Origin of the sequence: Pseudomonas cedrina subsp. cedrina, assembly GCF_001983175.1 — a bacterium.
Lineage (GTDB): Bacteria > Pseudomonadota > Gammaproteobacteria > Pseudomonadales > Pseudomonadaceae > Aquipseudomonas > Aquipseudomonas cedrina.
Genome location: NZ_MNPW01000010.1, coordinates 89,752 through 116,147, shown reverse-complemented (window position 1 = coordinate 116,147; position 26,396 = coordinate 89,752). Strand labels below are relative to the sequence as shown.

The window sequence follows — 26,396 nt, the reverse complement described above, 5'->3', positions numbered from 1 at the left end:
GTATCGCAGGCAAGCCAGCTCCCACATCGGAATGCATTCCCCTGTGGGAGCCGGGCTTGCCCGCGATGAGGCCCGAACAAACACCACAAACCTTCCTTGATCAGCTCCCAGCCCAGGCCTACTCTGTTGCCTGCCCCGCGCTGAGCCGCCCACAAGGAAGGCCCCATGTTCGATCACCACGCCACACTCAAACAGCACTTCAGTGCCCTGCGCACCCACGCCGAATTCTTCTCGCTGCGCTACGTCCGCGAATCCGGCCAATACCTGGCCGTACGCAAGAACGTTGCCGAACCACCGCACCTGAACCACGACGAGGGCGCCATGCTCACCGTGCGTCTCAATGGCGTGGAGGCTTACGCCGCGACCAACGATATTTCCCTGCCTGGCCTGCAAGCCGCCCTTGAGCGCGCCGAACGGCAAGCCCGGCAGATCCTGCCCCACGCCCTGCTCGACCTGCGCGACCAGCACGTCTCCAGCGATGTGGCCGACTACCTGTCACCCGACCTCGACCAGCCCTTCCCGTCCCTGAGTGACTGCTACCAGCTGCTCGGCGACGAATCCGCCGCCGTCCCCAGGGACGAGCGCCTGGTGAACTGGGAAGTCAGCCTGGGCCTGACCCACGTCGAGCAGATCTACCTCAACAGTGCCGGCGCCGAACTGCGCCAGGCCCAGCGTTTTGTGTTCCCGGGCGTTAACGTCACGGCCTTCGATGGCAACGACAGCCAGACGCGCACCTTCGGCGGCACCAACTTCGGCCAGCAAGGCGGGCTGGGCGTGATCAGCCGCTTCGGCCTGGTCGGCGCCGCGCCGCGCATCGCCGACGAAGCCCTGCAATTGCTGCTGGCGCCGAACACGCCCCAGGGTCCGCGCGACCTGTTGTTGATGCCCGACCAGATGATCCTGCAAATCCATGAGTCCATCGGCCATCCGCTGGAGCTGGACCGCATCCTCGGTGACGAGCGCAACTACGCCGGCACCAGCTTTGTGAAGGCCAGCGACTTCGGCCACCTGCAATACGGCTCCGAGCTGCTCAACGTGACCTTCGACCCGGACATCCCCGAACAGCTAGCCAGCTACAGCCATGACGACGACGGCAGCCGCGCCAGCAAACAGTTCCTGATTCGTGAAGGGTTGCTGCTCAGGCCGCTGGGCGGAGCGCTGTCGCAATTTCGCGCGGGCATGCAAGGCGTGGCCAACAGCCGCGCCAGCAGTTGGAACCGCGCGCCCATCGACCGCATGGCCAACCTGAATATCGAGGCCGGCGACAAATCCCTGGCCGAGCTGATCGGTGGCATCGAACACGGCGTGCTGATGTCGACCAACCGTTCGTGGTCCATCGACGATGCGCGCAACAAGTTCCAGTTCGGCTGCGAATGGGGCCAGTTGATCGAAAACGGCGAACTCAAGGGCGTGGTGAAAAACCCCAACTACCGGGCGATTTCCGCACAATTCTGGCGCAAGCTCAGCGCCGTCGGCGACGCCAGCACCTTCCAGGTGTTGGGCACGCCTAACTGCGGCAAGGGCGAGCCCAACCAGGTGATCCGTGTCGGCCATGCGTCGCCGGCCTGTGTGTTCAGTGATGTCGACGTATTCGGGGGAGATGCCTGATGGATGATTTCAAGGCACTGGTGCAGTGGCTCAAGCAGGCCATCACCGACAAGGAGCAGTTTCACTTGGGCTACGCGGCGGAAGCGTCCGAGTTCGTGCGTTTCAACCACGCCAAGGTGCGCCAGGCCGGGCAAGTGCAGCAAGCCAGCCTGAACTTCAAGCTGATCAACGACGGCCGCCATGCCGACCTCGCCATCACCCTGGCAGGTGAGCCGGAGCTGGACCGTCAGCGCCTCGCCAATGGCCTGCAACAGCTGCGCGAAACCTTGCCGTTGCTGCCCCCGGATCCCTACCTGCTGCTGAACCACAACGCCTGGCAAAGCCACAATGAACAGGCCCGGCCGCTGCCGGAACTGGCCCAGGTGCTGGATGACATCAGCCAGGCCGCGGACGGCGTCGACCTTGTGGGCATTTACGCCGCCGGCCCCATCAGCCGTGGCTTTGCCAGTTCAAACGGCGCCTTCGGCTGGCACCAGGCCAACAGCTTCAACTTCGATTTCAGCCTGTTCCATGCCAATGGCGAAGCGGTCAAGGCCAGCTACGCCGGGCACACCTGGAACAGCGCCGAGTTCGCCCGGCGCTTCCAGCAGGCCCGCGAGCAACTTGAATTCCTGGGCCGCCCGCTGCACGCCCTTGCGCCCGGTCAGTACCGCGCCTACCTGGCCCCGGCGGCGCTGGAAGAAATTATCAGCATCATCACCTGGGGCGGGTTTTCCGCCCAGGCCATCGCCAGCAAAGGCAGTTCGCTGCAAAAACTGTACGCCGGTGAACAGTCCCTGAGCCCGCTGGTGAAGGTCGACGAACAGGTCAGCGGCTCCCTGAGCCAGGCGTTCTCCAGCGAAGGTTACCCGCGCGGTGACGTCACGCTGATCAATGCAGGCAAGGCTGAAGGCCGGTTGATCAACTCGCGCAGCGCCGCCGAATACGGATTGAGCACCAACGGCGCGAGCAGCGACGAGTCCCCCAGCGCGCTGCAAATGGCCGCAGGTACTCTGGCCCAGGCCGATATCCTCAAGCAGTTGGGCACCGGGTTATACATCAGCAACCTGTGGTACCTGAACTACTCCGACCTGCCGGCGGCGCGCCTGACCGGCATGACACGCTTCGCCACGTTCTGGGTGGAAGACGGCGAGATAAAGGCGCCGGTCAGCACCATGCGCTTTGATGACAGCGTCTACAGCCTGCTCGGTTCGCAGTTGGAGGCGCTGACCGCTGATCGGGAATTGCTGCTGTCGGCCAGTACTTACGGGCAGCGTAATACCGCGTCGAATCTGTTGCCGGGCGCCCTGGTAAAACGCCTGACCCTGACTTTATAGACACAACTGCTCTCTTGTGGGAGCGGGCTTGCCCGCGATAGCGGTGGGTCAGTTAACGCATGCCTTGACTGATAGATTGCCATCGCGGGCAAGTCGAATCGTCGCACCGCCGCTCCCACAGGGGTTCGGTGTTGATTTCAGACGCCTGGATTCCCCTTGTCCTACCGCCCATTCCCACCTTGCATACAGCCTGTTGTCGCCCATAAAAAACCTCGCTATAACGGTTAACGGCAGACCGCCAGCCGCTAGGAAGTATCGCGATGAATCAGGGAAGTTTCGTCCTGCACAAGCTGTTCAAGCACTACAACGTCCACGTCGAACAACTCGGTCACGACCCGCAACGCAAAACGGTACTGATGGTCAACGGCGCGCTGTCCACCACGCGCTCCTTCGCCCGCACCAGCAAATGCCTGGCCGAGCACTTCAATGTGCTGCTGTTCGACTTGCCGTTCTCGGGCTATTCCCGCGAGCACAACGCTGACCTGGACCTGGTGACCAAGGACGACGAGGTACAGATCCTGCGCGCCCTGGTGGAGCGCTTCCAGGTCAACCACCTGGTGTCGGCTTCGTGGGGCGGTATCTCCACGCTGCTGACCCTGGCCCACAACCCGCCCTCCATCGAAAGCTCGGTGGTGATGGCCCTGGCGCCCAACCTCAACCAGGCGATGCTCGACTATGTGGAGCGCGTGCGCGTGCTGATCGAGGCGGATGACAAGTCCGCCGTCGGCCACTTGCTCAATGAGACCGTTGGCAAATACTTGTCGCCCCGGCTCAAGCGCAACAACCATCGGCATTTGTCGAATATGGCCACCACCGAATACCGCCAGGCGCGCTTTCATATCCACCAGGTGCTGGCGCTGGGCGATGGCAATTACCTGCCGGCGCTGCGGCAGATTGAAACACCGGTGCACTTCCTCAACGGCGCCCTGGACGAGTACACCCCCGCCGCCGACGCGCAGCTGTTCAAGCACTACGTAGGCCGCAGCAGCTTTGCCGTGGCTGAACATACGGGCCACTTGCTTGACCTCGAATCCAGCGAAGCCGCCGTGGCGGTACACCGCGAACTGCTGGATTTCCTGGTGGGAAAAGGCGCGACGAATGACGCATAATCGCCAACACATAGGCTGCTAACAAATAGGTTTTTCCATGCCGAACCGCGTCCCGCTCGATGCCAAGACCGCCCGCTGGCTCCCCTGGGTGGTCGCGATTGCCTTCTTCATGCAGTCGCTGGACGGGACGATCCTGAACACGGCACTGCCCGCCATGGCCCGGGACCTTGCGGAAAACCCGCTGCGCATGCAGGGGGTGGTGATCGCCTACATGCTCACTGTGGCGCTGCTGATCCCGGCCTCGGGCTGGATCGCCGACCGTTTCGGCACCAAGAAAATCTTCTTTGGCGCAATCATGCTGTTCAGCATTGGCTCGCTGCTGTGCGCGTTGTCCAGCAGCTTGAGCATGCTGGTAGGCGCACGGGTGATCCAGGGCCTGGGTGGCGCGCTGATGCTGCCGGTCGGGCGGCTGGTGGTGTTACGTGCGTATCCCCGTTCCGAACTGGTGCGCATCATGGGTTTCATCACCATCCCCGGCCTGCTCGGCCCATTGCTTGGCCCGACGATGGGCGGCTGGATGGTGCAATACCTGACCTGGCACTGGATCTTCCTGATCAACCTGCCGGTGGGCATGATCGGCTGCTACGCCGTGTGGAAATTCATCCCCGACCTGCGCGGCAGCGAGCGCACACGCTTTGACGGGGTCGGCTTCCTGCTGTTCGGCGCGGCGATGGTGCTGATCACCATCGCCATGGAAGGCCTGGGCGAACTGCACCTGCCGCACCTGCGGGTGATGTTGCTGCTGTTCGGCGGGCTGGCGTGCCTGGCGGCGTACTGGCTGCGCGCCGGGCATATCGACCATGCGTTGTTCTCGCCGGTGCTGTTCAAGACGCGCACCTTTGCGGTCGGCATCCTGGGCAACCTGTTTGCGCGACTGGGCAGCGGTGCCCTGCCGTTCCTGGTGCCGCTGCTGTTGCAGGTGGCGCTGGGCTATTCACCGTCCCAAGCCGGGATGAGCATGCTGCCCCTGGCGGCGGCGGCAATGGTGGCCAAGTCCGTCGCGCGGCCGCTGATCGAACGCCTCGGCTACCGCGTCGTGCTGACCGGCAACACCCTGGCGCTGGGCCTGATGCTGGCGAGCATGGGGCTGGTCACGGAACACACGCCCTACCCGCTGCTATTGGCCATGCTGGCGGTGCTGGGGGCGATCAATTCGCTGCAATTTACGGCGATGAACACCGTCACCCTGATCGACCTCGACGACGCCCAGGCCAGCAGCGGCAACAGCTTGCTGTCGGTGGTGGCGCAGTTGTCGCTGAGCCTCGGCGTGGCGTGCGCCGGTGCTCTGCTCGGTGGGTTTACCGCCGAGACCGGCAACGATGGGGTGGAAAGCGTGCTCGGCGCGTTCCAACTGACCTTTCTCACCGTGGGCATCATGGCGATGCTGGCGGCGGCGATCTTCCTGCAACTGTCGCCAAAAGACGGTAAACGCGTGGTCAACCCGGAGCAGCATATCGAGCACTGACAGGCTTCTCGTCTAGAACTTGCAGGGAAATTCCCACGGGGCTGGTACACTGCGCGACATTTTGTTTTGCAGAGCCAGTCCCGTGACTACCATCGCCACCGCTTTTAATACTTTGCCCCTGTCCGCCGCCATGCTGGCTAACCTCGACTCGCTGGGTTATGTCGAGATGACGCAGATCCAGGCGCAAAGCTTGCCGGTGATCCTCAAGGGGCTGGACCTGATTGCCCAGGCCAAGACCGGCAGCGGCAAGACCGCCGCGTTCGGCATCGGCCTGTTGAACCCGATCAACCCGCGCTACTTCGGCTGCCAGGCGCTGGTGATGTGCCCGACGCGTGAGCTGGCCGACCAGGTCGCCAAGGAAATCCGCCGCCTGGCCCGCGCCGAAGACAACATCAAGGTGCTGACCCTGTGCGGCGGCGTCTCCCTCGGCCCGCAGATCGCCTCCCTGGAACACGGCGCCCATGTGATCGTCGGCACGCCGGGGCGTATCCAGCAGCACCTGCGCAAGGGTTCGCTGGTACTGGACGGTTTGAACACGCTGATCCTCGACGAAGCCGATCGCATGCTCGACATGGGCTTCTACGACGCCATCGAAGACATCATCAGCAAGACCCCGCCGCGCCGCCAGACCCTGCTGTTTTCGGCCACCTACCCGGTGAGCATCAAGCAGCTGGCCTCCAAGTTCATGCGCGCGCCGCAACAGGTGAAAGCCGAGGCGTTCCACTCCGACGATCAAATCGAGCAGCGCTTCTACGAGATCTCGCCGGAAGAGCGCATGGACGCGGTGACCAAGGTACTGGCGCACTTCCGCCCGGCGTCATGCGTGGCGTTCTGCTTTACCAAGCAGCAAGTGCAGGAAACCGTCGATCACCTGACATCCAAAGGCATTTCCGCCGTCGGCCTGCATGGCGACCTGGAACAGCGCGACCGTGACCAGGTGCTGGCGATGTTCGCCAACCGCAGTACCTCGGTGCTGGTTGCGACCGACGTGGCCGCCCGTGGCCTGGACATTGATTCGCTGGACATGGTGATCAACGTCGAACTGGCCCGCGATTCCGAGATTCACATCCACCGCGTCGGCCGTACCGGTCGTGCCGGTGAGACCGGCATCGCCATCAGCCTGGTGGCCCCGTCCGAAGCGCACCGTGCCCAGGCCATCGAGCAGCTGCAGAAGTCGCCGCTGAACTGGGACCAGTTGGACAACCTCAAGCCGCAAAGCGGTGGCCCGTTGCTGCCGCAGATGAGCACCCTGTGCATCGCCGCCGGGCGTAAAGACAAGGTTCGCCCCGGCGACATTCTTGGCGCATTGACCGGTGACGCCGGCATTCCAGGTGCCCAGGTGGGCAAGATCGCGATTTTTGATTTCCAGGCCTTCGTGGCCGTGGAACGCGGGATCGCCAAGCAGGCGCTGCAGCGTTTGAACGACGGCAAGATCAAGGGCCGCTCGTTGCGCGTGCGGATCCTGTAAAGCTCTCAAGCTATACAGAGATCAAAATGTGGGAGCTGGCTTGCCTGCGATAGCGGTGGCACATTCACTGAATATGTTGAATGTGCCGCCCTCATCGCAGGCAAGCCAGCTCCCACATTTGATTGCATTTCAGATCGATATTTTGTGAGGACATTGCTGTGCGCTCGACCGAAGTTGTGATCATTGGCGCCGGCGCCGCGGGCTTGATGTGCGCACTGACCGCCGCCGGGCGTGGGCGCAAGGTGATGTTGATCGACCACGCGAACAAGGCCGGCAAAAAGATCCTGATGTCCGGCGGTGGCCGCTGCAATTTCACCAATATGTACACCGAACCTGCCAACTTTCTCTCGCACAACGCGCACTTCTGCAAATCCGCCCTGGCCCGCTATACCCAGTGGGACTTTATCGGGCTGGTGGCCACGCACGGCGTGCCGTACCACGAGAAGAAACTCGGCCAGCTGTTCTGCGACAACAAGTCCAGCGACATCCTCGGCCTGTTGCTCGACGAGTGCATCCAGACCGGCGTGCAGATGCACCTGGACACCTCGGTCCAGGCGATTGCCAAACTCGACGGCGGCTACCAGTTGCAGACCACCCTGGGTGAGCTGCGCTGCGAGTCCCTGGTGATCGCCACCGGCGGCTTGTCGATTCCAACCCTGGGCGCGACCGGTTTTGGCTATCAAGTGGCCAAGCAGTTCGGCCATGAACTGCTGCCGACCCGCGCCGGGCTGGTGCCGTTTACCATCACCGATCAACTCAAGGACCTGTGCGGCGAACTGTCGGGGACTTCTGTGGATTGCCTGGTCAGCTGCAACGGCCAGAGCTTTCGCGAAAACATCCTGTTTACCCATCGCGGCCTGAGCGGGCCGGCGATTCTGCAGATTTCCTCGTACTGGGAGCCCGGCGACACGCTGGCGATCAACCTGCTGCCCGACCACGACGCCCACGTCTGGTTGCAAGAGCAACAGGCCGAACGTCCCAACAGCGAGCTGAAGACCCTCCTCGGGGAGATCTTCACCAAGAAGATGGCCAACCTGCTGGCGGACACCTGGTTCGCGTCCAAGCCGATGAAGCAATACACCCATGCCGAAATCGCCGATATCGCCGCCAAGCTCGGCAACTGGCAACTGGTGCCGGCGGGCACCGAGGGCTATCGCACGGCCGAGGTGACGCTGGGTGGGGTGGACACGCGGGAAGTGTCGTCCAAGACCATGGAATCGCTGAAAAGCCCTGGCCTGTACTTTATTGGTGAAGTGCTGGATGTGACCGGCCACCTGGGCGGGTTCAATTTCCAGTGGGCGTGGGCATCGGGCTACGCGGCCGCGCAGTACGTCTGACTTCAGACTTGAAAATGCAATCCCCTGTGGGAGCTGGCTTGCCTGCGATAGCGGTGTTGGATTCACCGCCGCCATCGCAGGCAAGCCAGCTCCCACATTTGATTTGCAGCGCTTGAAATAAATTGTGATCACCACACTTGCCGTGGCGTCCTTGATAGCTCAATTTAACGGCATCGCTCCGGAAGACTCCTGCCTTCATGTCATCGACCTCGTTCAAGCAGTCACTGCGGCGCCTGTGGGCACTGGATAAATTCAGCTACAGCATTCGGGTGTTCATCGCCCTGACCGGCAGCATGGTGCTGTGCTGGTATCAGGATGAAATGACCCTGCTGATCCCGCTGTTCCTGGGGATTATCGCCAGCGCCCTGGCCGAGACCGATGACAGCTGGCAAGGCCGCCTCAACGCCCTGGCGGTGACGCTGGTGTGTTTCAGCATTGCCGCGCTGTCGGTGGAGCTGCTGTTCCCCTATCCCTGGATCTTCGCGATTTCCCTGGCCCTGGCCACTTTTTGCCTGACCATGCTCGGCGCCTTGGGCGAACGCTATGGCGCGATTGCGTCGGCGACGCTGATCCTGTCGGTGTACACCATGATCGGCGTGGACCAGCGGGGTGGCGCCGTCTCCGACTTCTGGCATGAACCGTTGCTGCTGGTGGCCGGCGCCGCCTGGTACGGGGCGCTGTCGGTGCTGTGGCAGGCGCTGTTTTCCAACCAGCCGGTGCAGCAGAGCCTGGCGCGGTTGTTTCGCGAGTTGGGGCGTTACCTCAAGCTCAAGTCTTCCCTGTTTGAACCGATCCGCCAGTTGGACGTGGAAGCGCGCCGCCTGGAACTGGCCCAGCAGAATGGCCGCGTGGTGGCGGCGCTCAACGCGGCGAAGGAAATCATCCTGCACCGCGTGGGCAATGGGCGGCCGGGCTCGAAAGTCAGCCGCTACCTGAAGCTGTACTTCCTCGCCCAGGACATTCACGAACGTGCCAGTTCGTCCCACTACCCCTACAACGCCCTCGCCGATGCGTTCTTCCACAGCGACGTGCTGTTCCGCTGCCAGCGCCTGCTGCGCCAGCAGGGCAAGGCTTGCCAGGCGCTGGGCGAATCGATCCAGCTGCGCCAGCCGTTCATCTATGACGACAGCTTCGCCGAAGCCCTGGGTGACCTCAACGCGTCCCTGGAACACCTGCGCATCCAGAGCAACCCGGCCTGGCGCGGCCTGCTGCGTTCGTTGCGCGCGCTGGCGGCCAACCTGTCCACGCTGGACCGCCTGCTCGGTGACGCGAGTAACCCCGACGCCCTGGCTGACGCCACCGACAGCAACCTGCTCGACCGCGCCCCGCGTAACCTCAAGGAAATGTGGACGCGCCTGCGCACCCAAATGACGCCGACGTCGTTGCTGTTTCGCCACGCCTTGCGCCTGTCGTTGGCGTTGACCGTCGGCTACGGCATGCTGCACGCGATCCACGCGTCCCAGGGCTACTGGATCATCCTCACCACGCTGTTCGTGTGCCAGCCCAACTACGGCGCCACGCGGCGCAAGCTTGGCCAGCGGATCATCGGCACCGCCATCGGCCTCACCGTGGCCTGGGCGCTGTTCGACCTGTTTCCAAGCCCGCTAGTGCAGTCGATGTTCGCCATCGCCGCCGGGCTGGTGTTCTTTATCAACCGTACTACCCGCTACACCCTGGCCACCGCCGCCATTACCTTGATGGTGCTGTTCTGCTTCAACCAGGTGGGCGATGGCTACGGGCTGTTCCTGCCACGGCTGTTCGATACTTTGCTGGGCAGCCTGATCGCGGGCCTGGCGGTGTTCCTGTTCCTGCCGGACTGGCAGGGCCGGCGCCTGAACAAAGTGCTGGCCAACACCCTGACCTGCAACAGCATCTACCTGCGCCAGATCATGCAGCAATACGCCGCCGGCAAGCGCGACGACCTGGCCTATCGCCTGGCCCGGCGCAATGCGCACAATGCCGACGCGGCGCTGTCGACGACCCTGGCGAACATGCTGATGGAGCCGGGGCACTTCCGTAAGGAGGCAGACGTGGGCTTCCGCTTCCTGGTGTTGTCGCACACTTTGCTCAGCTACTTGTCAGGGCTCGGTGCACACCGCGAAACCCAGTTACCGGCCGAAGTGCGCGAGCATCTGATCGAAGGCGCGGGTAACTCCCTGGCGGCGAGCATCGATGAAATCGCCACGGGGCTGGCCAATAAACAGCCGATTGCGATCCAGAGCGATGCCGAGGAAGCGCTGGCGGCGGACCTGGAGCAGATGCCGGATGAAATCGACGAAGGGCAGCGGCTGGTGCAGACCCAGTTGGCGTTGATTTGTCGGCAATTGGGGCCGTTGCGCACGCTGGCGGCGCATTTGATCAAAGATACCAGTGCGACCTGAATCGCTATCGCAGGCAAGCCAGCTCCCACAATTTTGATTGTGTACTCAGTCAAATGTGGGAGCTGGCTTGCCTGCGATGAGGTCCGCAAGGACACTACATCCCATGCTGCTTCATCAACCGCGCATAACTGCCATCCGCCTTCATTTTGGCAATCTCTCGGTCAAACCCGGCAACGATCCGCGCATGCTCGGGGTGCTTGAGGCTGACCAGGATATGCAGGCTGTTTTCGCTCAGCGGCGTGGGCAGGAATTCCACCGCATCGCGCACCCGCGCGGACTCGCGTGACAGGTAGTAACGCGCCACATATTCATCCTCCAACGTCAGCCGCACCCGCTGCGCCGCCAGCATGCGCACGGCCATGGCGAAGTTGTGTACAGGAATTTTCTGCAACTGCGCATCGCCATCAAACGCCGCCGAATAGGCATACCCGCGCACCACGGCGATCGGGTAGTCGTGCAGTTGCTCAAGGTTGTGGAACTGGAGGGGATCATCGCGACGCTTGATGAAACGCACGCGGTTGAGCAGGTACTCACTGGAGAACTCGCCCAACTGCGTGCGGGCGTTGTCGTACCAGGCATTGACCAGCACGTCATAGCGCCCATCACCCACGCCCATCAGCGCGCGTGCCCAGGGCACCTGCTCAAAGTCACTGGCGTAACCCGCCCGGGCCAGGGCAGTGCTGACGATATCGGTGGCCAGCCCGCCGTTGATCAAGGTGGCATCGGTAAAAGGCGGCCATGCATCCGCTACCAGCCGCAGACGCTGTGCAAAGGCCGGCTGGGCCAGCAGCAACACTCCAATCAAAGCAACGGCACGAGAGAATCGCGGCATGCTCAAGTCCTTGGCGGGCGGGCTCGGGTGGGGCCCGAGGGGCTAACAGTAGCTCAGATTACACAAAGAAACCGGTCGCGCAGGCACTCAATGATGGCAAATTGACGTCATTCACAAAAATAGCTCATTTAGACAGCGTTGCCTGCTGCGCTTACTATCGGCAGCAGACATTGACAAGGGAACACGCCATGACGGTTGAATGGGTCTGTAAACATCACGCTGATCTTGGCAAAGAGCAGCTTTACGCCATCCTGCACCTGCGCAACCAGGTCTTTGTTGTCGAGCAGAAATGTGTCTACCAGGACATCGACGGGCAGGACCTGTCGGGCGATACCCACCACCTGATGGCCTGGCAGGATGACGCGCTGGTGGCCTACCTGCGCCTGCTGGATCCGGAAACCCAGGGCGGCGATGTGGTGATCGGCCGGGTGATCGTGGCACCGGTGGCGCGCGGCACCGGGCTGGGGCATCGGATGATGGAGGAGACGCTCAAGCAGATTGAAGAGATCTGGCCGGATACGCCGATATTTCTGTCGGCCCAGGCGCATTTGCAGGGGTATTACGGGCGGTATGGGTTTGTGGTGGCGGGTGAGGAATACTTGGAGGACGACATTCCACATATCGGTATGCGGCGTATTTGAGGGCCTCTTCGCAGGCAAGCCAGCTCCCACATTGGATCGGGTTCACACGGTCAAAATGTGGGAGCCGGGCTTGCCCGCGATAGCGCCGGATCAGTCACCACCTGACCTCAGGGATAGCCCAGCACCTGCTTGATCTGCCCCAGGTTCACCTCGATCCACCGCCGGTCAATCGCCCCCCAATCGCGAATCCGATAATGCCCCGCATGGTTGCGGGCGCCATCCTCCTGCTCGAACTCACACACAATATCCAAATCAGCCAACGCCGCAATCGTATCCTGCGCCGTGCGCCGGGGCATGCCCGTGGCGTCGGTGAGTGCAGGCACACTGCTGGCCTGGCCGCTGTCGATCAGGTACGCCACGTATAGGCGGCGGTAGAAGCTGCTCTTGGTCTTGCTCACATCCATGGTCGGTCGCCTTGTGTGGTCAGGGCTTGCCCTGCAGGTCGCGATAAGTGAGGTACACGCGCAGGTCGAATTCCACCTGGTGGTAGCCCGGCATCATGTGCTCACAGAGTTTGTAGAACGCCTTGTTGTGGTCCGATTCCTTAAAGTGTGCCAGTTCGTGAACCACGATCATGCGCAGGAACTGCGGCGCGGCTTCCTTGAACAGCGCGGCGATGCGGATTTCTTTCTTGGACTTCAGGTTGCCGCCCTGCACCCGCGAAATCGTGGTGTGCAGGCCGAGGGCGCGATGAGTCAGGTCCAGGCGGTTATCGAACAGCACTTTGTCGATGGCCGGCGCATTGCGCAGGTGTTCCTGCTTCAAGGCCAGCGCGTAGGCATACAGGGCCTTGTCACTCTGCACGGCGTGGCGTTCGGGGTAACGTTGCTCCAGGTAAGCACCCAACTGGTCCTTGGCGATCAGTTGGCGTACCTGCTCTTGGAGGGCTGCGGGATAGGCCTGGAGATACTTCAGCGCGGTCATGGGGTCTGCAACAAGGTTCGGATGGGCGCCAGTGTAGCGAATTCAGCGCAGCCGGGCGCGCGACCAGTCGGCCACTTCACCGGCCATCAATGGTTGCGCCGCCAACGGGCCTTGCATAAACGCGCAACCATTAGCCTTGAGCCATTGGGCTTGCTCCTGGGTTTGCACGCCCTCAGCCACCACCGCCACGTCAAAATGCCCGCACAGCTCGATAATGCTTCGCGCCATGACCGCGTCCCGCGTAGAGCCTGGCAGGCGCGCGACCAACTGCGGGTCGAGCTTGAGGGTGTCGAAGGCCAGGTCACGCAGATGCGCCAGGGAACAGTGGCCCAGGCCGAAGTCGTCGAGGGCGGTACGCACGCCGATTTGACGCAGCAACTTGAGCTGCTTGGTCGATTCCTCGAGGTTGTTCATCAAGCTTTCTTCGCTGATTTCCACCTCCAACTGGCGCCCTTGCAACCCATGTCGTTCGAGTACCTGCTGCAGTTGGTTCGCCAGGTTGGGCATACAGAACTGGTTGCTGCTCAAGCTCATGCTCAACACCAGCTCGTCATCGAACATGGCTTGCCAGGCCTGGCGCTGGGCAGCGACCTGCTGGTAGATCCAGGTGCTCAGTTGGCTGATCAGGCGGGCCTCTTCCAGCAAGGGCAGAAACAACCCCGGCGGCACATCGCCAACACTGGGATGCTGCCAGCGCAACAAGGCCTCGACGCCACGCAAACGCCCGTCGTCCAGCGAGACCTGGGGCTGGAACACCAAGGTGAAGTCCTTGTCCTGTATCGCCGTGCGCACGCTGTCTTCGAGCATCAGGCGTGAACGGGCGCGGCCGTTCATTTCCTGGTCGTAATAGCGATATTGCTGACGGCCCGCACGCTTGGCTTCGTACATGGCGATGTCGGCCGCGCGCAGCAGGCCATTCAGATCCGCGCCGCAATCCGGAAAAGTGGCGATGCCGATGCTGACGCCGAGCATCACATCCAGGCCATCCACCTGTTGGCAGATCGACACCCGTTCGATCAGTTTTTCCGCAATCTTCGCCGCCTGCTCAGGAAATTCCAGCTCCAGCAGCGCGGTAAATTCATCCCCGCCCATGCGCCCGAGGATGTCGTAGGAGCGCAGGCACCCCTGCAATTGCTCCGACACCCAGCGCAGTACCCGGTCGCCGGCGTCATGGCCCAGGGAATCGTTGACCCGCTTGAAGCCGTCCAGGTCCAGGTACAGCAACACCAGGGACTGCTCGGCCCGTTCGCTGCGCAGCAAGCTGTTCTCCACCGCCTGGTGAAAACCGCGCCGGTTCAGCAGCCCGGTCAGGGGGTCCGTGACCGCCTGGAACTCCAGCTGCTGATGCAAGTGGCGCACCTCGGACATGTCCAGCACCGTCACCACCATGGCCCTTTGCTCGGAGGGCAGCGGCGCGCAGGACAACGCCACCGGCACCTGCTGGCCACGGCGGGTGCGCAGGATCGCATCATGCAGGCGCCAGGTTTCACCCTTGCGGTAACTGGCGTACATCTGCGACTCCAGCCAGGCCGGCACATGGGGCTTCTGCAGGAAACTCAGGAATTGCTGGCGCTGCAACTCGTCCACGGTGGCATTGAGCAACCGTGAAATCGCCGGGTTGGCGTACTCGATCACGCCTGCATCGCTGACCACCAGGATGCCTTCGGAAGCGTTGTCGAGCACCGAGGCATTGAAGGCCCGGGCCGACTCCAGGTCATGGCTCAAGCGCTGCAAAGCCCGGCGATTGCGCTGGTGCTCCAGCAGCGCTTCGATCTTGGGCTTGAGAATCTGCGGGTCGAAAGGCTTTAGCAGGTAATCGATGGCGCCACTGGCATAACCTTCCAGCACGGCGGCCGGCGACTGGGCGTCGGCGCTGAGAAAGATGATCGGCGTCATCCGCGTGCGCTGGCTGCCACGCATGAAGCGCGCGACTTCAAAGCCGTCCATGCCGGGCATCATCACATCCAGCAGCACCAGGTCGACTTCGTGCACCAGCAATAATTCGAGCGCTTCAAGGCCGGAGCCTGCGGTGATGACCTGCCAATCTTCGCGCTGTAAAAGCGCGCGCATGCTGATGAGGTTTTCCGGGTAATCATCGACCACCAAAAGAACCGAATCGCCATCGCCGTGGTGTGGAGCGCATTCCATGCTACGTCTCTTCCTTAAGGAGCTGCTCCGGTCACTTCTAGGGTAAAACCCGGACAAACACTGAGGCCTCACTCTAGCCCCGGCATCAAAAAATCAGAAGTAACCTCAGTGCCATCATTGCGCCAATTTTCAGGAAGCCGACTAACGGTCAGTGCCTGAAGCCCACGGATACTGGGAAACATGGCTTTTTGACACTTCCCTGACGCCAATAAATTGCCAGCCGACGTTTAACAATTTGGTTAACACCACCTATAAAGAACCTGTCTGGCCCAAGGGCCAATGCCTACACCCATCTGTAAAAAAGGCCTACGCCATGATCGACCTATCCACCTGGAACCTCAGCATTCCCGTCGGCTCCCCGCCCACAACCATCCAAACCCCCAGGCTGATGAGCGGCTTCAAGGACCAATATTTCCAGGCCGAAGGCAGCAACGTGCAATTCTGGACACCCGTCACCGGCACCCGTACGGAAAACGCCATTTACCCACGCAGTGAACTGCGCGAAACCTACGCCGATGGACGCCTGCGCAACTGGACCTATCCGGAGGCGGACAACTTCCTGCGCGCCACGTTGACAGTCAATCAGGTGCCGTCCACCGGCAAGATCGTGATCGGGCAGATCCATGCCTACGACAGCCAGAAACCGCTGATCAAACTCGAATATCAGTTCAAGGAAAAGACCCAGACCGGCAACATCGTCGCCAAAGTGCGCATGCGCCCGGACGAAGACGAAAGCCGCGTGATCACCGTCGCGTCCAATGTGCCGCTGCAAAAAAGCTTCACCTACGTGATCAACCTGAACAAAGCCGGACTGCTCGCCGTGTACGCCGCCGACAAGGAATGGAACGAGCGCATCGGCGCCGCGTGGGCGTCAAAGCCGCTGTATTTCAAGGCGGGCGTGTATGTGCAGGACAACAGCGGGGATACCAACGAGGGGGCGAAGGTGACGTTTGAGAAGTTGGATATTGATCACGACTAGACGCTGATTCGCATCTGCGATGGCTCCCACGGCGCTTCAGGGCAGAACCGCGACCTGGGTCTCGATTTGCCCTGTTCGACCTCACAAACTGTCAAATTTACAATCCGTTACCAAACCGGATGCTGGCTTGCAAAAGGCATTGCTGTCCCAATTTGGCCCGACCGGCTTGGGAAGCGAGATGAAGCGTCGGGACATGCGCAGGAAATCAAATTGTTCAGGGCCTTCGTAATCACAGGCGACAAAGGAGCCGGCCTGACCGGTCCTGATCGCTGCGGAAACAAATTTGAGACGCTTGAGCAGGCCCGTTGTTGCGTAGGGGTTCTCTCCGTTCCAGCCGCCCCCAGGTGCAATAGAGATATAGCTGAACCCCATGTTTTCCTTCTGCTCCACAATCGCGGTAAGGGCGGGGCACATGGTTGGTCCGACAAGGGGTTGTTGGGTACACGCGGTTAATGTCACGAGCGTAAGGCTTGCAAGTACATAACAGGATTTTTCAAAAAGCCTCATGAGTTCACTCTCCGATTGCGTCATCAGCTGCACTGTGAACAACGCAGAGCGATGGCGTAACTGTGAACCCTGACAGGCTGATAGACAGATTCGTGATAGCGGCTATAACGATCTTTTTTTCAAACCCCACGTGACCTCGGTGTTGCCCGGATGAATAAGCCGTAGGCATCGTCCCATGATCGCGCAGGGATGATCCACCGCCGATCAACTGCGCCAGTCGGGCCTGCCCGCGATGTCCATGGATACCGACACATCTTTGTAGTGAGCGGGCTTGCCCCGCGCTGGGCTGCGAAGCAGCCCCAACCCAGGCGAACGAGATCTACCTGAAGTTCGACGGTGTCTTTATTGGGGCCGCTTCGCAGCCCAGCGCGGGGCAAGCCCGCTCACTACGGCGAGATTTTTCAGCCGTTGAAAATTAGGTAGATAGCTAGGCCGCAATGGTGGTGTATCAGCAGACGCAATAGGTGACTGACCCACCGCCATCGCGGGCAAGCCCGGCTCCCACAGTAAATCTCCTTTGCCTGAGGGGCTGGTGTTCGTCCTACAGGGCCGTTGCGGTGAATCTGGGCGGCGCTTATAGTTCGCCCCGTCGCCGGCAGTGATCGGCGATAGGGTTTCGCAGCCCTACAGAGTTAATTCCGCACCCGTCAAAAACAGCCCAGGCTCCCAGCCGCCGGCCGTCTTTGTTATGGCGGCTGTGCGTGGGAGACCCTCGGGTCTGCCGGGTCTTAACTCCTCGGTCTGCGAACCCGCGTACAGCTGCCACCCCATTTGTTTCGCAGCAAACGGTGGCCATTCTTCTTTCGAGTTAAGGATTTGCCATGAACAACCAACTTCCACCCCGCCGTTTTACCCTTGCACCGAAACCGCTACCGACACCCCCGTGCTTTTGATCGACAGCGCCGCCCCATTGCGCGACCTTCACGCCTGCCTGCGCGAACGCCTCAACGCCGCCCTCGAACACCTCAACCTGATGGCCTGCTCCAGCCTGCCGGACTTCGCCGAGCGCGATTTGAACAATGTGACCAATACGGCGCGTATTCTGGTGCAGGATGTCAGTGATGTGTTCCGCGTGATCGAACATCGTGGTTTTGATACGCCTCACTCGGCCTGATCAAACCCAGAAGCCCGCATCGCTGCGGGTTTCTTTTTTAAACGCCGAAGGCTTAATTCACCTTTCAGGTAATGCTGACACATCGCTTCCAACGAATCGGCTTGCTCTTTGAAGCATTACGTACCAAACGCCTCATACCGCGCAAACTCATATCACGCATCACCGTCACCGTCGAACCAAAGAACTTACGCGGATCAACTCGCTCGGATTGGTCGTCATTAGACCGTACACCGTGGGTTCGTCGTCGATAATAGACAAGCTCCTGACATGCGTTATTCCAATACAGGAATAGAGCCATCTGAAAATTCGTGCCATAACGCTCAAGCAAACTCATTCGCTACGATATAAGAACACTTTTAGTTATCTCAAAATAAAAGATACAACCTGTTAACTATGACAGTTGTAAAAACCGGCCCAGCCCTCAATATGGCACTGCGGACAGAAACCTGTAGGAACGCGCCATAAGCGTGTTAATCACGGGTACTTTAACTAAGGACTGATTAAAGGATAAAAAGATGAGCTTACATAACGGAACTTATTCAGGCCGTATCTATGATTACGCAACAAGCGATAATGTCCTCCTAACGCTTTCATGGGACACCTCCACCCGAGTGGCTCAAGGTTCCATGTCGTATTTCAACCTAATTTTTTCAATCATCGGCACCTTTGAAGCGCCCTTAAACTTTAATCTTCAAGCCACGACTATAAGTCCGGAAGTGATTGAACTCACCCTGAGCCTGAAGACACTCAACAACACTTTCGCCAGCCTGGAAGGCACAGCCCATGTCGCTCGTGGAGGGCCGAATGTAGGAAAAACCTATGACATGGTCACCTCGAAAATTTGACGATTTATCATCCAAAAAAAACCCGTCTAACGACGGGTTTTTTTAAATGATAAACCTCAGTTCACCTTAGCGTTCAACTCACCCTTCAAATACCGCTGATACATCGCTTCCAACGAAACCGGCTTGATCTTCGAAGCATTCCCCGCCGTACCAAACGCCTCATACCGCGCAATACACACATCACGCATGGCAGTCACGGTAGCGCCGAAAAACTTACGCGGGTCAAACTCACTCGGGTTGGTGGCCATCAGGCGACGCATCGCACCGGTGGACGCCAGACGCAGGTCGGTATCGATGTTGACTTTACGCACGCCGTATTTGATGCCTTCAACAATCTCTTCAACCGGCACGCCGTAGGTTTCTTTAATGTCGCCGCCGTACTGGTTGATGATCGCCAGCCACTCTTGCGGGACCGAGGAAGAACCGTGCATCACCAGGTGGGTGTTGGGAATGCGTTTGTGGATTTCCTTGATGCGGTCGATGGCCAGTACGTCGCCGGTTGGGGGCTTGGTGAACTTGTAGGCGCCGTGGCTGGTGCCGATGGCGATGGCCAGGGCGTCGACCTGGGTCTTCTTGACGAAGTCGGCGGCTTCTTCGGGGTCGGTCAGCATCTGGCTGTGATCCAGCACGCCTTCGGCGCCGATGCCGTCTTCTTCGCCGGCCATGCCGGTTTCAAGGGAACCCAGGCAACCCAGCTCGCCTTCAACCGAGACGCCGCAGGCGTGGGCCATGGCGACGGTTTGTTGGGTGACGCGCACGTTGTAGTCGTAGTCGGTCGGGGTCTTGCCGTCTTCGCCGAGGGAGCCGTCCATCATCACCGAGCTGAAGCCCAGTTGGATCGAGCGCTGGCACACGTCTGGGCTGGTGCCGTGGTCCTGGTGCATGCACACCGGGATGTGCGGGAATTCTTCGATGGCGGCGAGGATCAGGTGACGCAGGAACGGGGCGCCGGCGTATTTGCGTGCGCCGGCCGAAGCCTGGACGATCACGGGGGAGTCGGTCTTGTCAGCGGCTTCCATGATGGCGCGCATCTGCTCAAGGTTGTTGACGTTAAAGGCTGGGACGCCGTAGCCGAACTCGGCTGCGTGGTCCAGCATTTGACGCATGCTGATAAGTGCCATTGTGTTGTCTCTCCCGGTCGAGGGTCGTTAATTCGTGCAAGCCTGCCGTAGCGGCGGCTGCTATTCAAGTTATTGCAGGTCAGGGTTCGTGCTTCTGACCTGCTGAATCGTTATTGCTGGTGTGCCCTGGTACAAATGCCACTGTGAGCCGGATCGATGTGGGAGCTGGCTGGTGTGGGAGCCGGGCTTGCCCGCGATAGCATCAACTCGGTACATCTGTTGTACCGAGGTGTCTGCATCGCAGGCAAGCCAGCTCCCACACAAGCCCGCTCCCACAGTTGGATCTCATTGGATTTGAGATCGTGTTCCACTCATTGGGCCTTGCAGCCGCGTCCGATCAGATCATCCGTGGCCACCCAGTAAACCAGGCCTTCCTCGCCTTTTGTGTGAAACGCCAACTGGTCGTTGCTGTACAGCACGCCGGATGCCGCCACGTCTTGCTTGAGGCGATAAACCTGGTCGGAACCGCCAAGGCGAACCTCCACCTCGGATTTGGCCGGGTTGGCAAAGCGCCAGTTGACCTCGGCCTTGCTGTCGCAGGTCCAGGTGGTCCACTTGTCGGCAGGCTCTGCCTTGTTGAACATGTTCATGCTGCTGCAGCCGGTCAATAAAGCCAGGGCTGCCAGGGCGAAAACGCCTTTCATTGCCAATCCTCACAGGGCGACCCAGGGGCCACCGCTGCTGTCGGTTAGTTGATCAGACCCGTCAAGGGCAACCCTGTTCCTGACCGTTTGGCGCGGAGTCGTATTTCTCCAGCCGTTCGTTGCCAATGCGCTTGTTGATCACCGGCATGGTCTCGGCTTGCCAATCAGCCTGGTAGCAGCTTTTTTCCGGTGCCGGCCCCGGTTTCCCGGGCGCGGGCGCCGCGCTTGGCGTGCTGCCGCAGCCGGCCAACAGGCCCGCTGCGATCACCAGTGCCAACGACTTGATCATGGGAATGCTCCTTTTCCGGATCACGTGCCTTAGCCCTTGGCTCGTGTTTCCAGCACTTCGACGGCCGGCAGGACTTTGCCTTCGACGAATTCGAGGAATGCGCCGCCACCGGTAGAAATGTAGGAGATTTGGTCAGCAACGCCATATTTATCGATGGCCGCCAGGGTGTCGCCGCCGCCGGCGATGGAGAAGGCCGAGCTTTCGGCGATGGCCTTGGCCAGCACTTGGGTGCCGTTGCCGAACTGGTCGAATTCGAACACGCCGACCGGGCCGTTCCACAGGATGGTCTGGGAAGACTTCAGCAGTTCGGCGAAGTTGGCCGCGGTTTGCGGGCCGATGTCCAGGATCATGTCGTCGGCGGCCACGTCAGCGATCAGCTTGACGGTGGCTTCGGCGCTTTCGGCGAATTCCTTGGCGACTACAACGTCTACCGGCAATGGCACGCTGACCTTGGCGGCAATGGCGCGGGCGGTATCGAGCAGGTCCGGTTCGTACAGGGATTTGCCCACCGGATGGCCGGCCGCGGCCAGGAAGGTGTTGGCGATGCCGCCGCCAACGATCAGTTGGTTGCAGATCTGGCTCAGGCTGTTGAGTACGTCGAGCTTGGTCGAGACTTTGGAGCCGGCGACGATGGCGGCCATCGGTTGGGCCGGTGCGCCCAGCGCCTTGCCCAGTGCGTCCAGCTCGGCGGCCAGCAGTGGGCCAGCAGCGGCGACCTTGGCGAACTTGGCCACGCCGTGGGTAGAACCTTCGGCGCGGTGGGCGGTACCGAAGGCGTCCATCACGAACACGTCGCACAGGGCGGCATATTGTTGGGCCAGTTCGTCGCTGTTCTTTTTCTCGCCCTTGTTGAAGCGCACGTTTTCGAATAGCACGATGTCGCCCGGCTTAACGTCGACGCCGCCCAGGTAATCCGCCACCAGCGGCACGTCGCGGCCCAGGGCCTTGCTCAGGTAGTCGGCCACAGGCTTGAGGCTGTTTTCGGCGCTGAACTCACCTTCGGTCGGTCGACCCAGGTGGGAGCAGACCATCACGGCCGCGCCTTTTTCCAGGGCCAGCTTGATGGTCGGCAGCGAGGCCAGGATTCGCGCATCGCTGGTCACCACACCGTCCTTGACTGGGACGTTGAGGTCTTCGCGAATCAGTACGCGCTTACCTTGCAGATCGAGGTCGGTCATCTTCAACACGGTCATGGGTGGCAGTTCCTGAATTACTGTTGAGGTTGTTTGGATGCGATATGCAGATAATGTTCCGCAACGTCGAGCATTCGATTGGCAAAACCCCACTCGTTGTCGAACCAGGCCAGGATGTTCACCAGCCTCGGGCCGGAAACGCGGGTCTGGCTGGCATCGACAATCGCCGAATGCGGGTCGTGGTTGAAATCGCAACTGGCATGAGGCAACTCGGTGTAGGCCAGCAAGCCTTTGAGCGGGCCGCGAGTGGCGGCGTCGCGCAGGATCCGGTTGACCTCGGTCGCATCGGTGTCGCTCACGGTTTGCAAGGTGATGTCCAGGCAGGACACGTTCACCGTCGGTACCCGTACGGCTTTGGCCTGGATTCTTCCGGCAAGTTCCGGCAACAGTCGTTCGATGCCGCGCGCCAGGCCGGTGGACACTGGAATCACCGACTGGAACGCCGAGCGTGTGCGGCGCAGGTCTTCATGGTGGTAGGCGTCGATCACCGGCTGGTCGTTCATCGCCGAGTGGATGGTGGTGATCGACACGTAATCGATGCCGATCGCCTGGTCCAGCAGGCGCAACAACGGCACGCTGCAGTTGGTGGTGCACGAAGCGTTGGACACCAACAGCTCAGCGCCGGTGAGGCAATCCTGGTTGATACCGTAGACGATGGTGGCGTCGACATCCGCCTCGCTGGCCATCGGCTGGGAAAACAGCACACGCGGTGCGCCTGCGTCGAGAAAACGCTGGCCATCGGCGCGGGTGTTGTAGACACCGGAACACTCCAGCACCAGGTCGACGCCCAGTGCTTTCCAGTCGATGCCTTCGGGAGTGGCACTGCGCAAGACCTGCACGCAGTTGCCATTAATGTGCAGACAATCGCCCTCGACCCGCACTTCGCCGGGGAAGCGGCCGTGGGTGGAGTCAAAGCGTGTCAGGTATTCGATGCTGGCCATGTCGGCCAGGTCGTTGATCGCGACAATTTCAAACCCGGCCGCCGCCCCTCGCTCGAACAGCGCACGCAAGACGCAACGGCCAATGCGGCCGTAGCCGTTGAGTGCAACTTTGTAGGGACGCGGTTGGGGCATGGGGTTCTCGATCAAGGTTAGTTCGGTGTTGAATGCACCATCGCCATCGCGGGCAAGCCCGCTCCCACAGTAGACCGCAATCCACCTGTGGGAGCGGGCTTGCCCGCGATAGCGCCAGTACAGACAACGCAGACTGACTTAGTCTTCCAGCAGCTCTTCAGCCTGACCCAGGATGTTCTCCAGGGTAAAGCCGAACTCTTCGAACAAGGCTGGCGCCGGCGCCGACTCACCGTAGGTGGTCATGCCGATCACGCGACCTTCCAGGCCCACATACTTGTACCAGTAGTCGGCGTGCGCCGCTTCGATGGCGATACGCGCGCTGACCTGCAACGGCAATACCGATTGCTTGTAGCCGGCGTCCTGGGCTTCGAACACGCTGGTGCATGGCATGGACACCACGCGTACGTTGCGGCCTTGGGCGGTCAGCTTGTCGTAGGCCTGAACGGTCAGGCCCACTTCGGACCCGGTGGAGATCAGGATCAGCTCCGGCTCGCCGATGCAGTCCTTGAGCACATAACCACCACGGCTGATGTCGGCGATCTGCGCGTCGCTGCGCACCTGGTGTTGCAGGTTCTGACGCGAGAAGATCAGCGCCGAAGGGCCGTCCTTGCGCTCGATGGCGTGCTTCCAGGCCACGGCGGATTCCACCGCGTCGGCCGGACGCCAGCAATCCAGGTTCGGCGTGGTGCGCAGGCTGGTCAATTGCTCGACCGGCTGGTGCGTCGGGCCGTCTTCGCCCAGGCCGATGGAGTCGTGGGTGTACACGTGGATCACGCGTTTTTTCATCAGCGCGGCCATGCGCACGGCGTTGCGCGCGTATTCCATGAACATCAGGAAGGTCGCGCCGTAAGGCACCAGGCCGCCGTGCAGGGATACGCCGTTCATGATGGCGCTCATGCCGAACTCGCGCACGCCGTAGTACATGTAGTTGCCGCTGGCGTCTTCAGCGGTCACGCCTTTGCAGCCTTTCCACAGGGTCAGGTTGGACCCGGCCAGGTCGGCCGAACCGCCGAGGAACTCAGGCAGCAGCGGGCCAAAGGCGTTCAGGGTGTTCTGGCTGGCTTTACGGCTGGCGATGGTCTCGCCCTTGGCCGCGACTTCAGCGATGTAGGCCGAGGCTTTTTCCGAGAAGTCGGCAGGCAGGTCACCGGCCAGGCGACGCACCAGCTCGTTGGCCAATTCAGGGAATTCGGCGGAGTAGGCAGCGAAACGCTGGTCCCACTCGGCTTCGGCGGCCAGGCCTTTTTCCTTGGCATCCCACTCGGCGTAGATGTCGGCCGGGATGTCGAACGGGCCGTGGTTCCACTTAAGTGCTTCACGGGTCAGGGCGATTTCCGCGTCACCCAGCGGGGCGCCGTGGCAGTCTTCCTTGCCTTGTTTGTTCGGCGAGCCGAAGCCGATGGTGGTCTTGCAGCAGATCAGGGTCGGCTGCGCGCTCTTGCGCGCGGTGTCGATGGCGATCTTGATCTCTTCCGGATCGTGGCCGTCGACGTTGCGGATCACCTGCCAGTTGTAGGCTTCGAAACGCTTTGGCGTGTCGTCGGTGAACCAGCCTTCGACTTCGCCGTCGATGGAGATGCCGTTGTCATCGTAGAAGGCGATCAGCTTGCCCAGGCCCAGGGTGCCGGCCAGGGAGGCGACTTCATGGGAAATGCCTTCCATCATGCAGCCATCACCCAGGAACACATAGGTGTGGTGGTCGACAATATCGTGGCCAGGGCGGTTGAACTGCGCGCCCAGGACTTTTTCAGCCAGCGCGAAGCCAACCGCGTTGGCCAGGCCTTGGCCCAGGGGACCGGTGGTGGTCTCGACGCCTGGGGTGTAGCCGAATTCCGGGTGGCCCGGGGTGCGGCTGTGCAGCTGGCGGAAGCTCTTGAGGTCATCGATGGTGACGTCGTAGCCAGTCAGGTGCAGCAGCGAGTAGATCAGCATCGAGCCGTGGCCGTTGGACAGCACGAAGCGGTCACGGTCGGCGAACGATGGATTGCTCGGGTTGTGTTTCAGGTAGTCACGCCAAAGTACCTCGGCGATATCCGCCATGCCCATCGGGGCACCGGGATGGCCGCTGTTGGCTTTTTGCACGGCATCCATGCTGAGGGCACGAATGGCGTTGGCACGCTCACGACGGCTGGGCATCGCTGATCTCCTGGGGTTTGCTAAAAAGAAACGGAAAAAAGGACCGGCATTTTCCCTCAGCCACCGCCTGCGGGCAATGACAGATAGTCACTTGTGGGCGTTTTTCCTGTGGTTTGGGCGCCAATCCCTTGCAGAAACCTTTGGCCGGTTCGTCTATCGGGTAAGGCGGCGGCTTATAACTGCCACTTATCGACCAATATCAAAACTTTTTGATATTGCCCTTGCAGGGATATCCACCCGTCACTAGACTGCTGGCCTTATGAATCTACCCATGTCCTCACTGCGCCCCGACGACGGCGATGAACTGGCAGCCTTGTGCAAGGCCGCCGGCGACCCATTGCGTCTGAACGTACTGCGCGCACTGGCCAACGATTCTTTTGGAGTACTGGAGCTGGCGCAGATCTTCGCCATCGGCCAATCCGGCATGAGTCACCACTTGAAGGTGTTGGCCCAGGCCGACCTGGTGGCCACGCGCCGCGAAGGCAATGCGATTTTCTACCGTCGCGCCCTGCCCCACACCGAGCTGCTCGGCGGCAAGCTGCACGCCGCCCTGCTCGAAGAAGTGGACGCCTTGAGCCTTCCGGGCGAGGTACAGGCGCGCATCGGCCAGGTTCACGGCCAGCGAGCCGCCGCCAGCCAAGACTTTTTCGCACGGGTTGCCGAGAAGTTTCGTGCCCAACAAGACCTGATCGCCGGGCTTGCCCAATACCGCGACAGCGTACTGGCGCTGCTGGACAAGCTGAGCTTCAGTGATGAGGCAACGGCACTGGAAGTCGGCCCTGGCGATGGCGGATTCCTGCCGGAACTGGCGCGGCGCTTCCATCAGGTCACTGCGCTGGACAACAGCCCGGCGATGCTCGAACTGGCGCGCCAGCTCTGTGAGCGCGAGTCGCTGGGCAATGTCAGCCTGCAGTTGGCCGATGCGCTGGACAGCACCACGATCAAGGCCGACTGCGTGGTGCTGAACATGGTCTTGCACCATTTCGCCGCACCCGCCGACGCCCTCAAGCAAATGGCCGGGCTGCTGCACCCCGGCGGTAGCCTGCTGGTTACGGATTTATGCAGCCACAACCAGAATTGGGCCAGGGAGGCCTGCGGTGATCTCTGGTTGGGTTTTGAACAGGACGATCTGGCCCGTTGGGCCACCGCTGCGGGACTCGTTCCCGGGGAAAGCCTCTATGTAGGTTTACGTAATGGTTTCCAGATCCAGGTCCGCCATTTTCAGCGGCCGGCTGGCGACACTCACCATCGGTAAAATCAGGAAAA

At 61.0% G+C, this 26,396-nt stretch carries 22 protein-coding genes and 1 pseudogene; 12 read left to right on the top strand and 11 right to left on the bottom strand.

What is annotated here, in order from left to right; translation table 11 throughout:
* The first annotated feature begins 165 nt into the window (after positions 1–165).
* The 7 genes from BLL36_RS20920 (at position 166) to yccS (ending at position 10,684) form a co-directional block, all read left to right on the top strand.
* Entirely contained in the window at positions 166–1,608 is a 1,443-nt protein-coding gene (locus tag BLL36_RS20920; protein ID WP_076953217.1) for a TldD/PmbA family protein, read from the top strand.
* Positions 1,608–2,924, top strand: coding sequence for a TldD/PmbA family protein (locus tag BLL36_RS20915; protein ID WP_076953216.1), 1,317 nt, complete (start codon positions 1,608–1,610; stop codon positions 2,922–2,924). The genes BLL36_RS20920 and BLL36_RS20915 overlap by 1 nt, the downstream gene beginning before the upstream one ends.
* Positions 2,925–3,184: 260 nt before the next feature.
* Positions 3,185–4,033: an alpha/beta fold hydrolase gene (locus BLL36_RS20910; protein ID WP_076953215.1), complete on the top strand. Its 849-nt coding sequence runs from the start codon at positions 3,185–3,187 to the stop codon at positions 4,031–4,033.
* Positions 4,034–4,070: 37 nt separating this feature from the next.
* Complete coding sequence (gene mdtD / locus BLL36_RS20905; protein WP_076953214.1) at positions 4,071–5,498, top strand: multidrug transporter subunit MdtD; 1,428 nt, start codon at positions 4,071–4,073, stop codon at positions 5,496–5,498.
* A 130-nt stretch (positions 5,499–5,628) separates the two neighbouring features.
* The gene (gene dbpA, locus BLL36_RS20900) at positions 5,629–6,966 is read left to right on the top strand and encodes an ATP-dependent RNA helicase DbpA (protein ID WP_231999012.1); all 1,338 of its coding nucleotides are present in this window, start codon (positions 5,629–5,631) and stop codon (positions 6,964–6,966) included.
* A 158-nt stretch (positions 6,967–7,124) separates the two neighbouring features.
* Complete coding sequence (locus tag BLL36_RS20895; protein ID WP_076953212.1) at positions 7,125–8,303, top strand: BaiN/RdsA family NAD(P)/FAD-dependent oxidoreductase; 1,179 nt, start codon at positions 7,125–7,127, stop codon at positions 8,301–8,303.
* A 197-nt stretch (positions 8,304–8,500) separates the two neighbouring features.
* A complete protein-coding gene (gene yccS, locus BLL36_RS20890) occupies positions 8,501–10,684 on the top strand; it encodes a YccS family putative transporter (RefSeq protein WP_076953211.1) in 2,184 nt (727 codons plus the stop codon).
* Positions 10,685–10,778: 94 nt separating this feature from the next.
* Here yccS and BLL36_RS20885 read toward each other — a convergent pair whose 3' ends face one another.
* On the bottom strand, positions 10,779–11,516 hold the full coding sequence (locus BLL36_RS20885; protein ID WP_076953210.1) for a substrate-binding periplasmic protein: 738 nt from the start codon (positions 11,514–11,516) through the stop codon (positions 10,779–10,781).
* A 188-nt stretch (positions 11,517–11,704) separates the two neighbouring features.
* On the opposite strand from BLL36_RS20885, the gene BLL36_RS20880 reads away from it, so the two are divergent.
* Positions 11,705–12,157, top strand: a complete 453-nt coding sequence (locus BLL36_RS20880; protein ID WP_076953209.1) for a GNAT family N-acetyltransferase — start codon at positions 11,705–11,707, stop codon at positions 12,155–12,157.
* Between the two features lie 107 nt (positions 12,158–12,264).
* On the opposite strand, the gene BLL36_RS20875 is transcribed toward BLL36_RS20880, so the two are convergent.
* The 3 genes from BLL36_RS20875 to BLL36_RS20865 are packed head-to-tail and all read right to left on the bottom strand — an operon-like array spanning position 12,265 to position 15,229.
* Positions 12,265–12,561: a winged helix-turn-helix domain-containing protein gene (locus BLL36_RS20875; RefSeq protein WP_076953208.1), complete on the bottom strand. Its 297-nt coding sequence runs from the start codon at positions 12,559–12,561 to the stop codon at positions 12,265–12,267.
* A gap of 19 nt (positions 12,562–12,580) precedes the next feature.
* The gene (locus BLL36_RS20870) at positions 12,581–13,081 is read right to left on the bottom strand and encodes a M48 metallopeptidase family protein (protein WP_076953207.1); all 501 of its coding nucleotides are present in this window, start codon (positions 13,079–13,081) and stop codon (positions 12,581–12,583) included.
* Between the two features lie 42 nt (positions 13,082–13,123).
* Entirely contained in the window at positions 13,124–15,229 is a 2,106-nt protein-coding gene (locus BLL36_RS20865; protein WP_076953206.1) for a putative bifunctional diguanylate cyclase/phosphodiesterase, read from the bottom strand.
* 313 nt (positions 15,230–15,542) lie between these two features.
* Here BLL36_RS20865 and BLL36_RS20860 point away from each other — a divergent pair, with 313 nt between their 5' ends.
* The gene (locus tag BLL36_RS20860) at positions 15,543–16,208 is read left to right on the top strand and encodes a polysaccharide lyase family 7 protein (protein ID WP_076953205.1); all 666 of its coding nucleotides are present in this window, start codon (positions 15,543–15,545) and stop codon (positions 16,206–16,208) included.
* Between the two features lie 81 nt (positions 16,209–16,289).
* Here the strand turns inward: BLL36_RS20860 and BLL36_RS20855 are convergent, their stop codons facing one another.
* Positions 16,290–16,715: a DUF3757 domain-containing protein gene (locus tag BLL36_RS20855; RefSeq protein ID WP_076953204.1), complete on the bottom strand. Its 426-nt coding sequence runs from the start codon at positions 16,713–16,715 to the stop codon at positions 16,290–16,292.
* A gap of 821 nt (positions 16,716–17,536) precedes the next feature.
* On the opposite strand from BLL36_RS20855, the pseudogene BLL36_RS20850 reads away from it, so the two are divergent.
* Both BLL36_RS20850 and BLL36_RS20845 read left to right on the top strand, forming a co-directional pair.
* Positions 17,537–17,829: pseudogene (locus BLL36_RS20850) on the top strand (fructose-bisphosphate aldolase).
* Between the two features lie 515 nt (positions 17,830–18,344).
* Entirely contained in the window at positions 18,345–18,674 is a 330-nt protein-coding gene (locus tag BLL36_RS20845; RefSeq protein WP_076953203.1) for a hypothetical protein, read from the top strand.
* Between the two features lie 56 nt (positions 18,675–18,730).
* On the opposite strand, the gene fba is transcribed toward BLL36_RS20845, so the two are convergent.
* The 6 genes from fba to tkt all read right to left on the bottom strand — a co-directional run bounded on the left by fba (position 18,731) and on the right by tkt (position 25,130).
* Positions 18,731–19,795 carry a class II fructose-bisphosphate aldolase gene (gene fba, locus BLL36_RS20840; RefSeq protein WP_076953202.1) on the bottom strand — a complete coding sequence of 355 codons (1,065 nt, stop codon included), beginning with the start codon at positions 19,793–19,795 and terminating at the stop codon, positions 18,731–18,733.
* Positions 19,796–20,106: 311 nt separating this feature from the next.
* Positions 20,107–20,439 carry an MliC family protein gene (locus tag BLL36_RS20830; RefSeq protein WP_076953200.1) on the bottom strand — a complete coding sequence of 111 codons (333 nt, stop codon included), beginning with the start codon at positions 20,437–20,439 and terminating at the stop codon, positions 20,107–20,109.
* Positions 20,440–20,500: 61 nt separating this feature from the next.
* Positions 20,501–20,728 (bottom strand): hypothetical protein, encoded by a 228-nt coding sequence (locus BLL36_RS20825; protein ID WP_076953199.1) that lies wholly within the window; start codon positions 20,726–20,728, stop codon positions 20,501–20,503.
* A gap of 29 nt (positions 20,729–20,757) precedes the next feature.
* Positions 20,758–21,921 (bottom strand): phosphoglycerate kinase, encoded by a 1,164-nt coding sequence (locus BLL36_RS20820; protein ID WP_076953198.1) that lies wholly within the window; start codon positions 21,919–21,921, stop codon positions 20,758–20,760.
* A gap of 17 nt (positions 21,922–21,938) precedes the next feature.
* Positions 21,939–22,994 carry an erythrose-4-phosphate dehydrogenase gene (gene epd, locus BLL36_RS20815; RefSeq protein WP_076953197.1) on the bottom strand — a complete coding sequence of 352 codons (1,056 nt, stop codon included), beginning with the start codon at positions 22,992–22,994 and terminating at the stop codon, positions 21,939–21,941.
* 138 nt (positions 22,995–23,132) lie between these two features.
* Complete coding sequence (tkt, locus tag BLL36_RS20810) at positions 23,133–25,130, bottom strand: transketolase (RefSeq protein ID WP_076953196.1); 1,998 nt, start codon at positions 25,128–25,130, stop codon at positions 23,133–23,135.
* A gap of 259 nt (positions 25,131–25,389) precedes the next feature.
* On the opposite strand from tkt, the gene BLL36_RS20805 reads away from it, so the two are divergent.
* Entirely contained in the window at positions 25,390–26,385 is a 996-nt protein-coding gene (locus BLL36_RS20805; RefSeq protein WP_076953195.1) for an ArsR/SmtB family transcription factor, read from the top strand.
* Positions 26,386–26,396 lie beyond the last annotated feature (11 nt).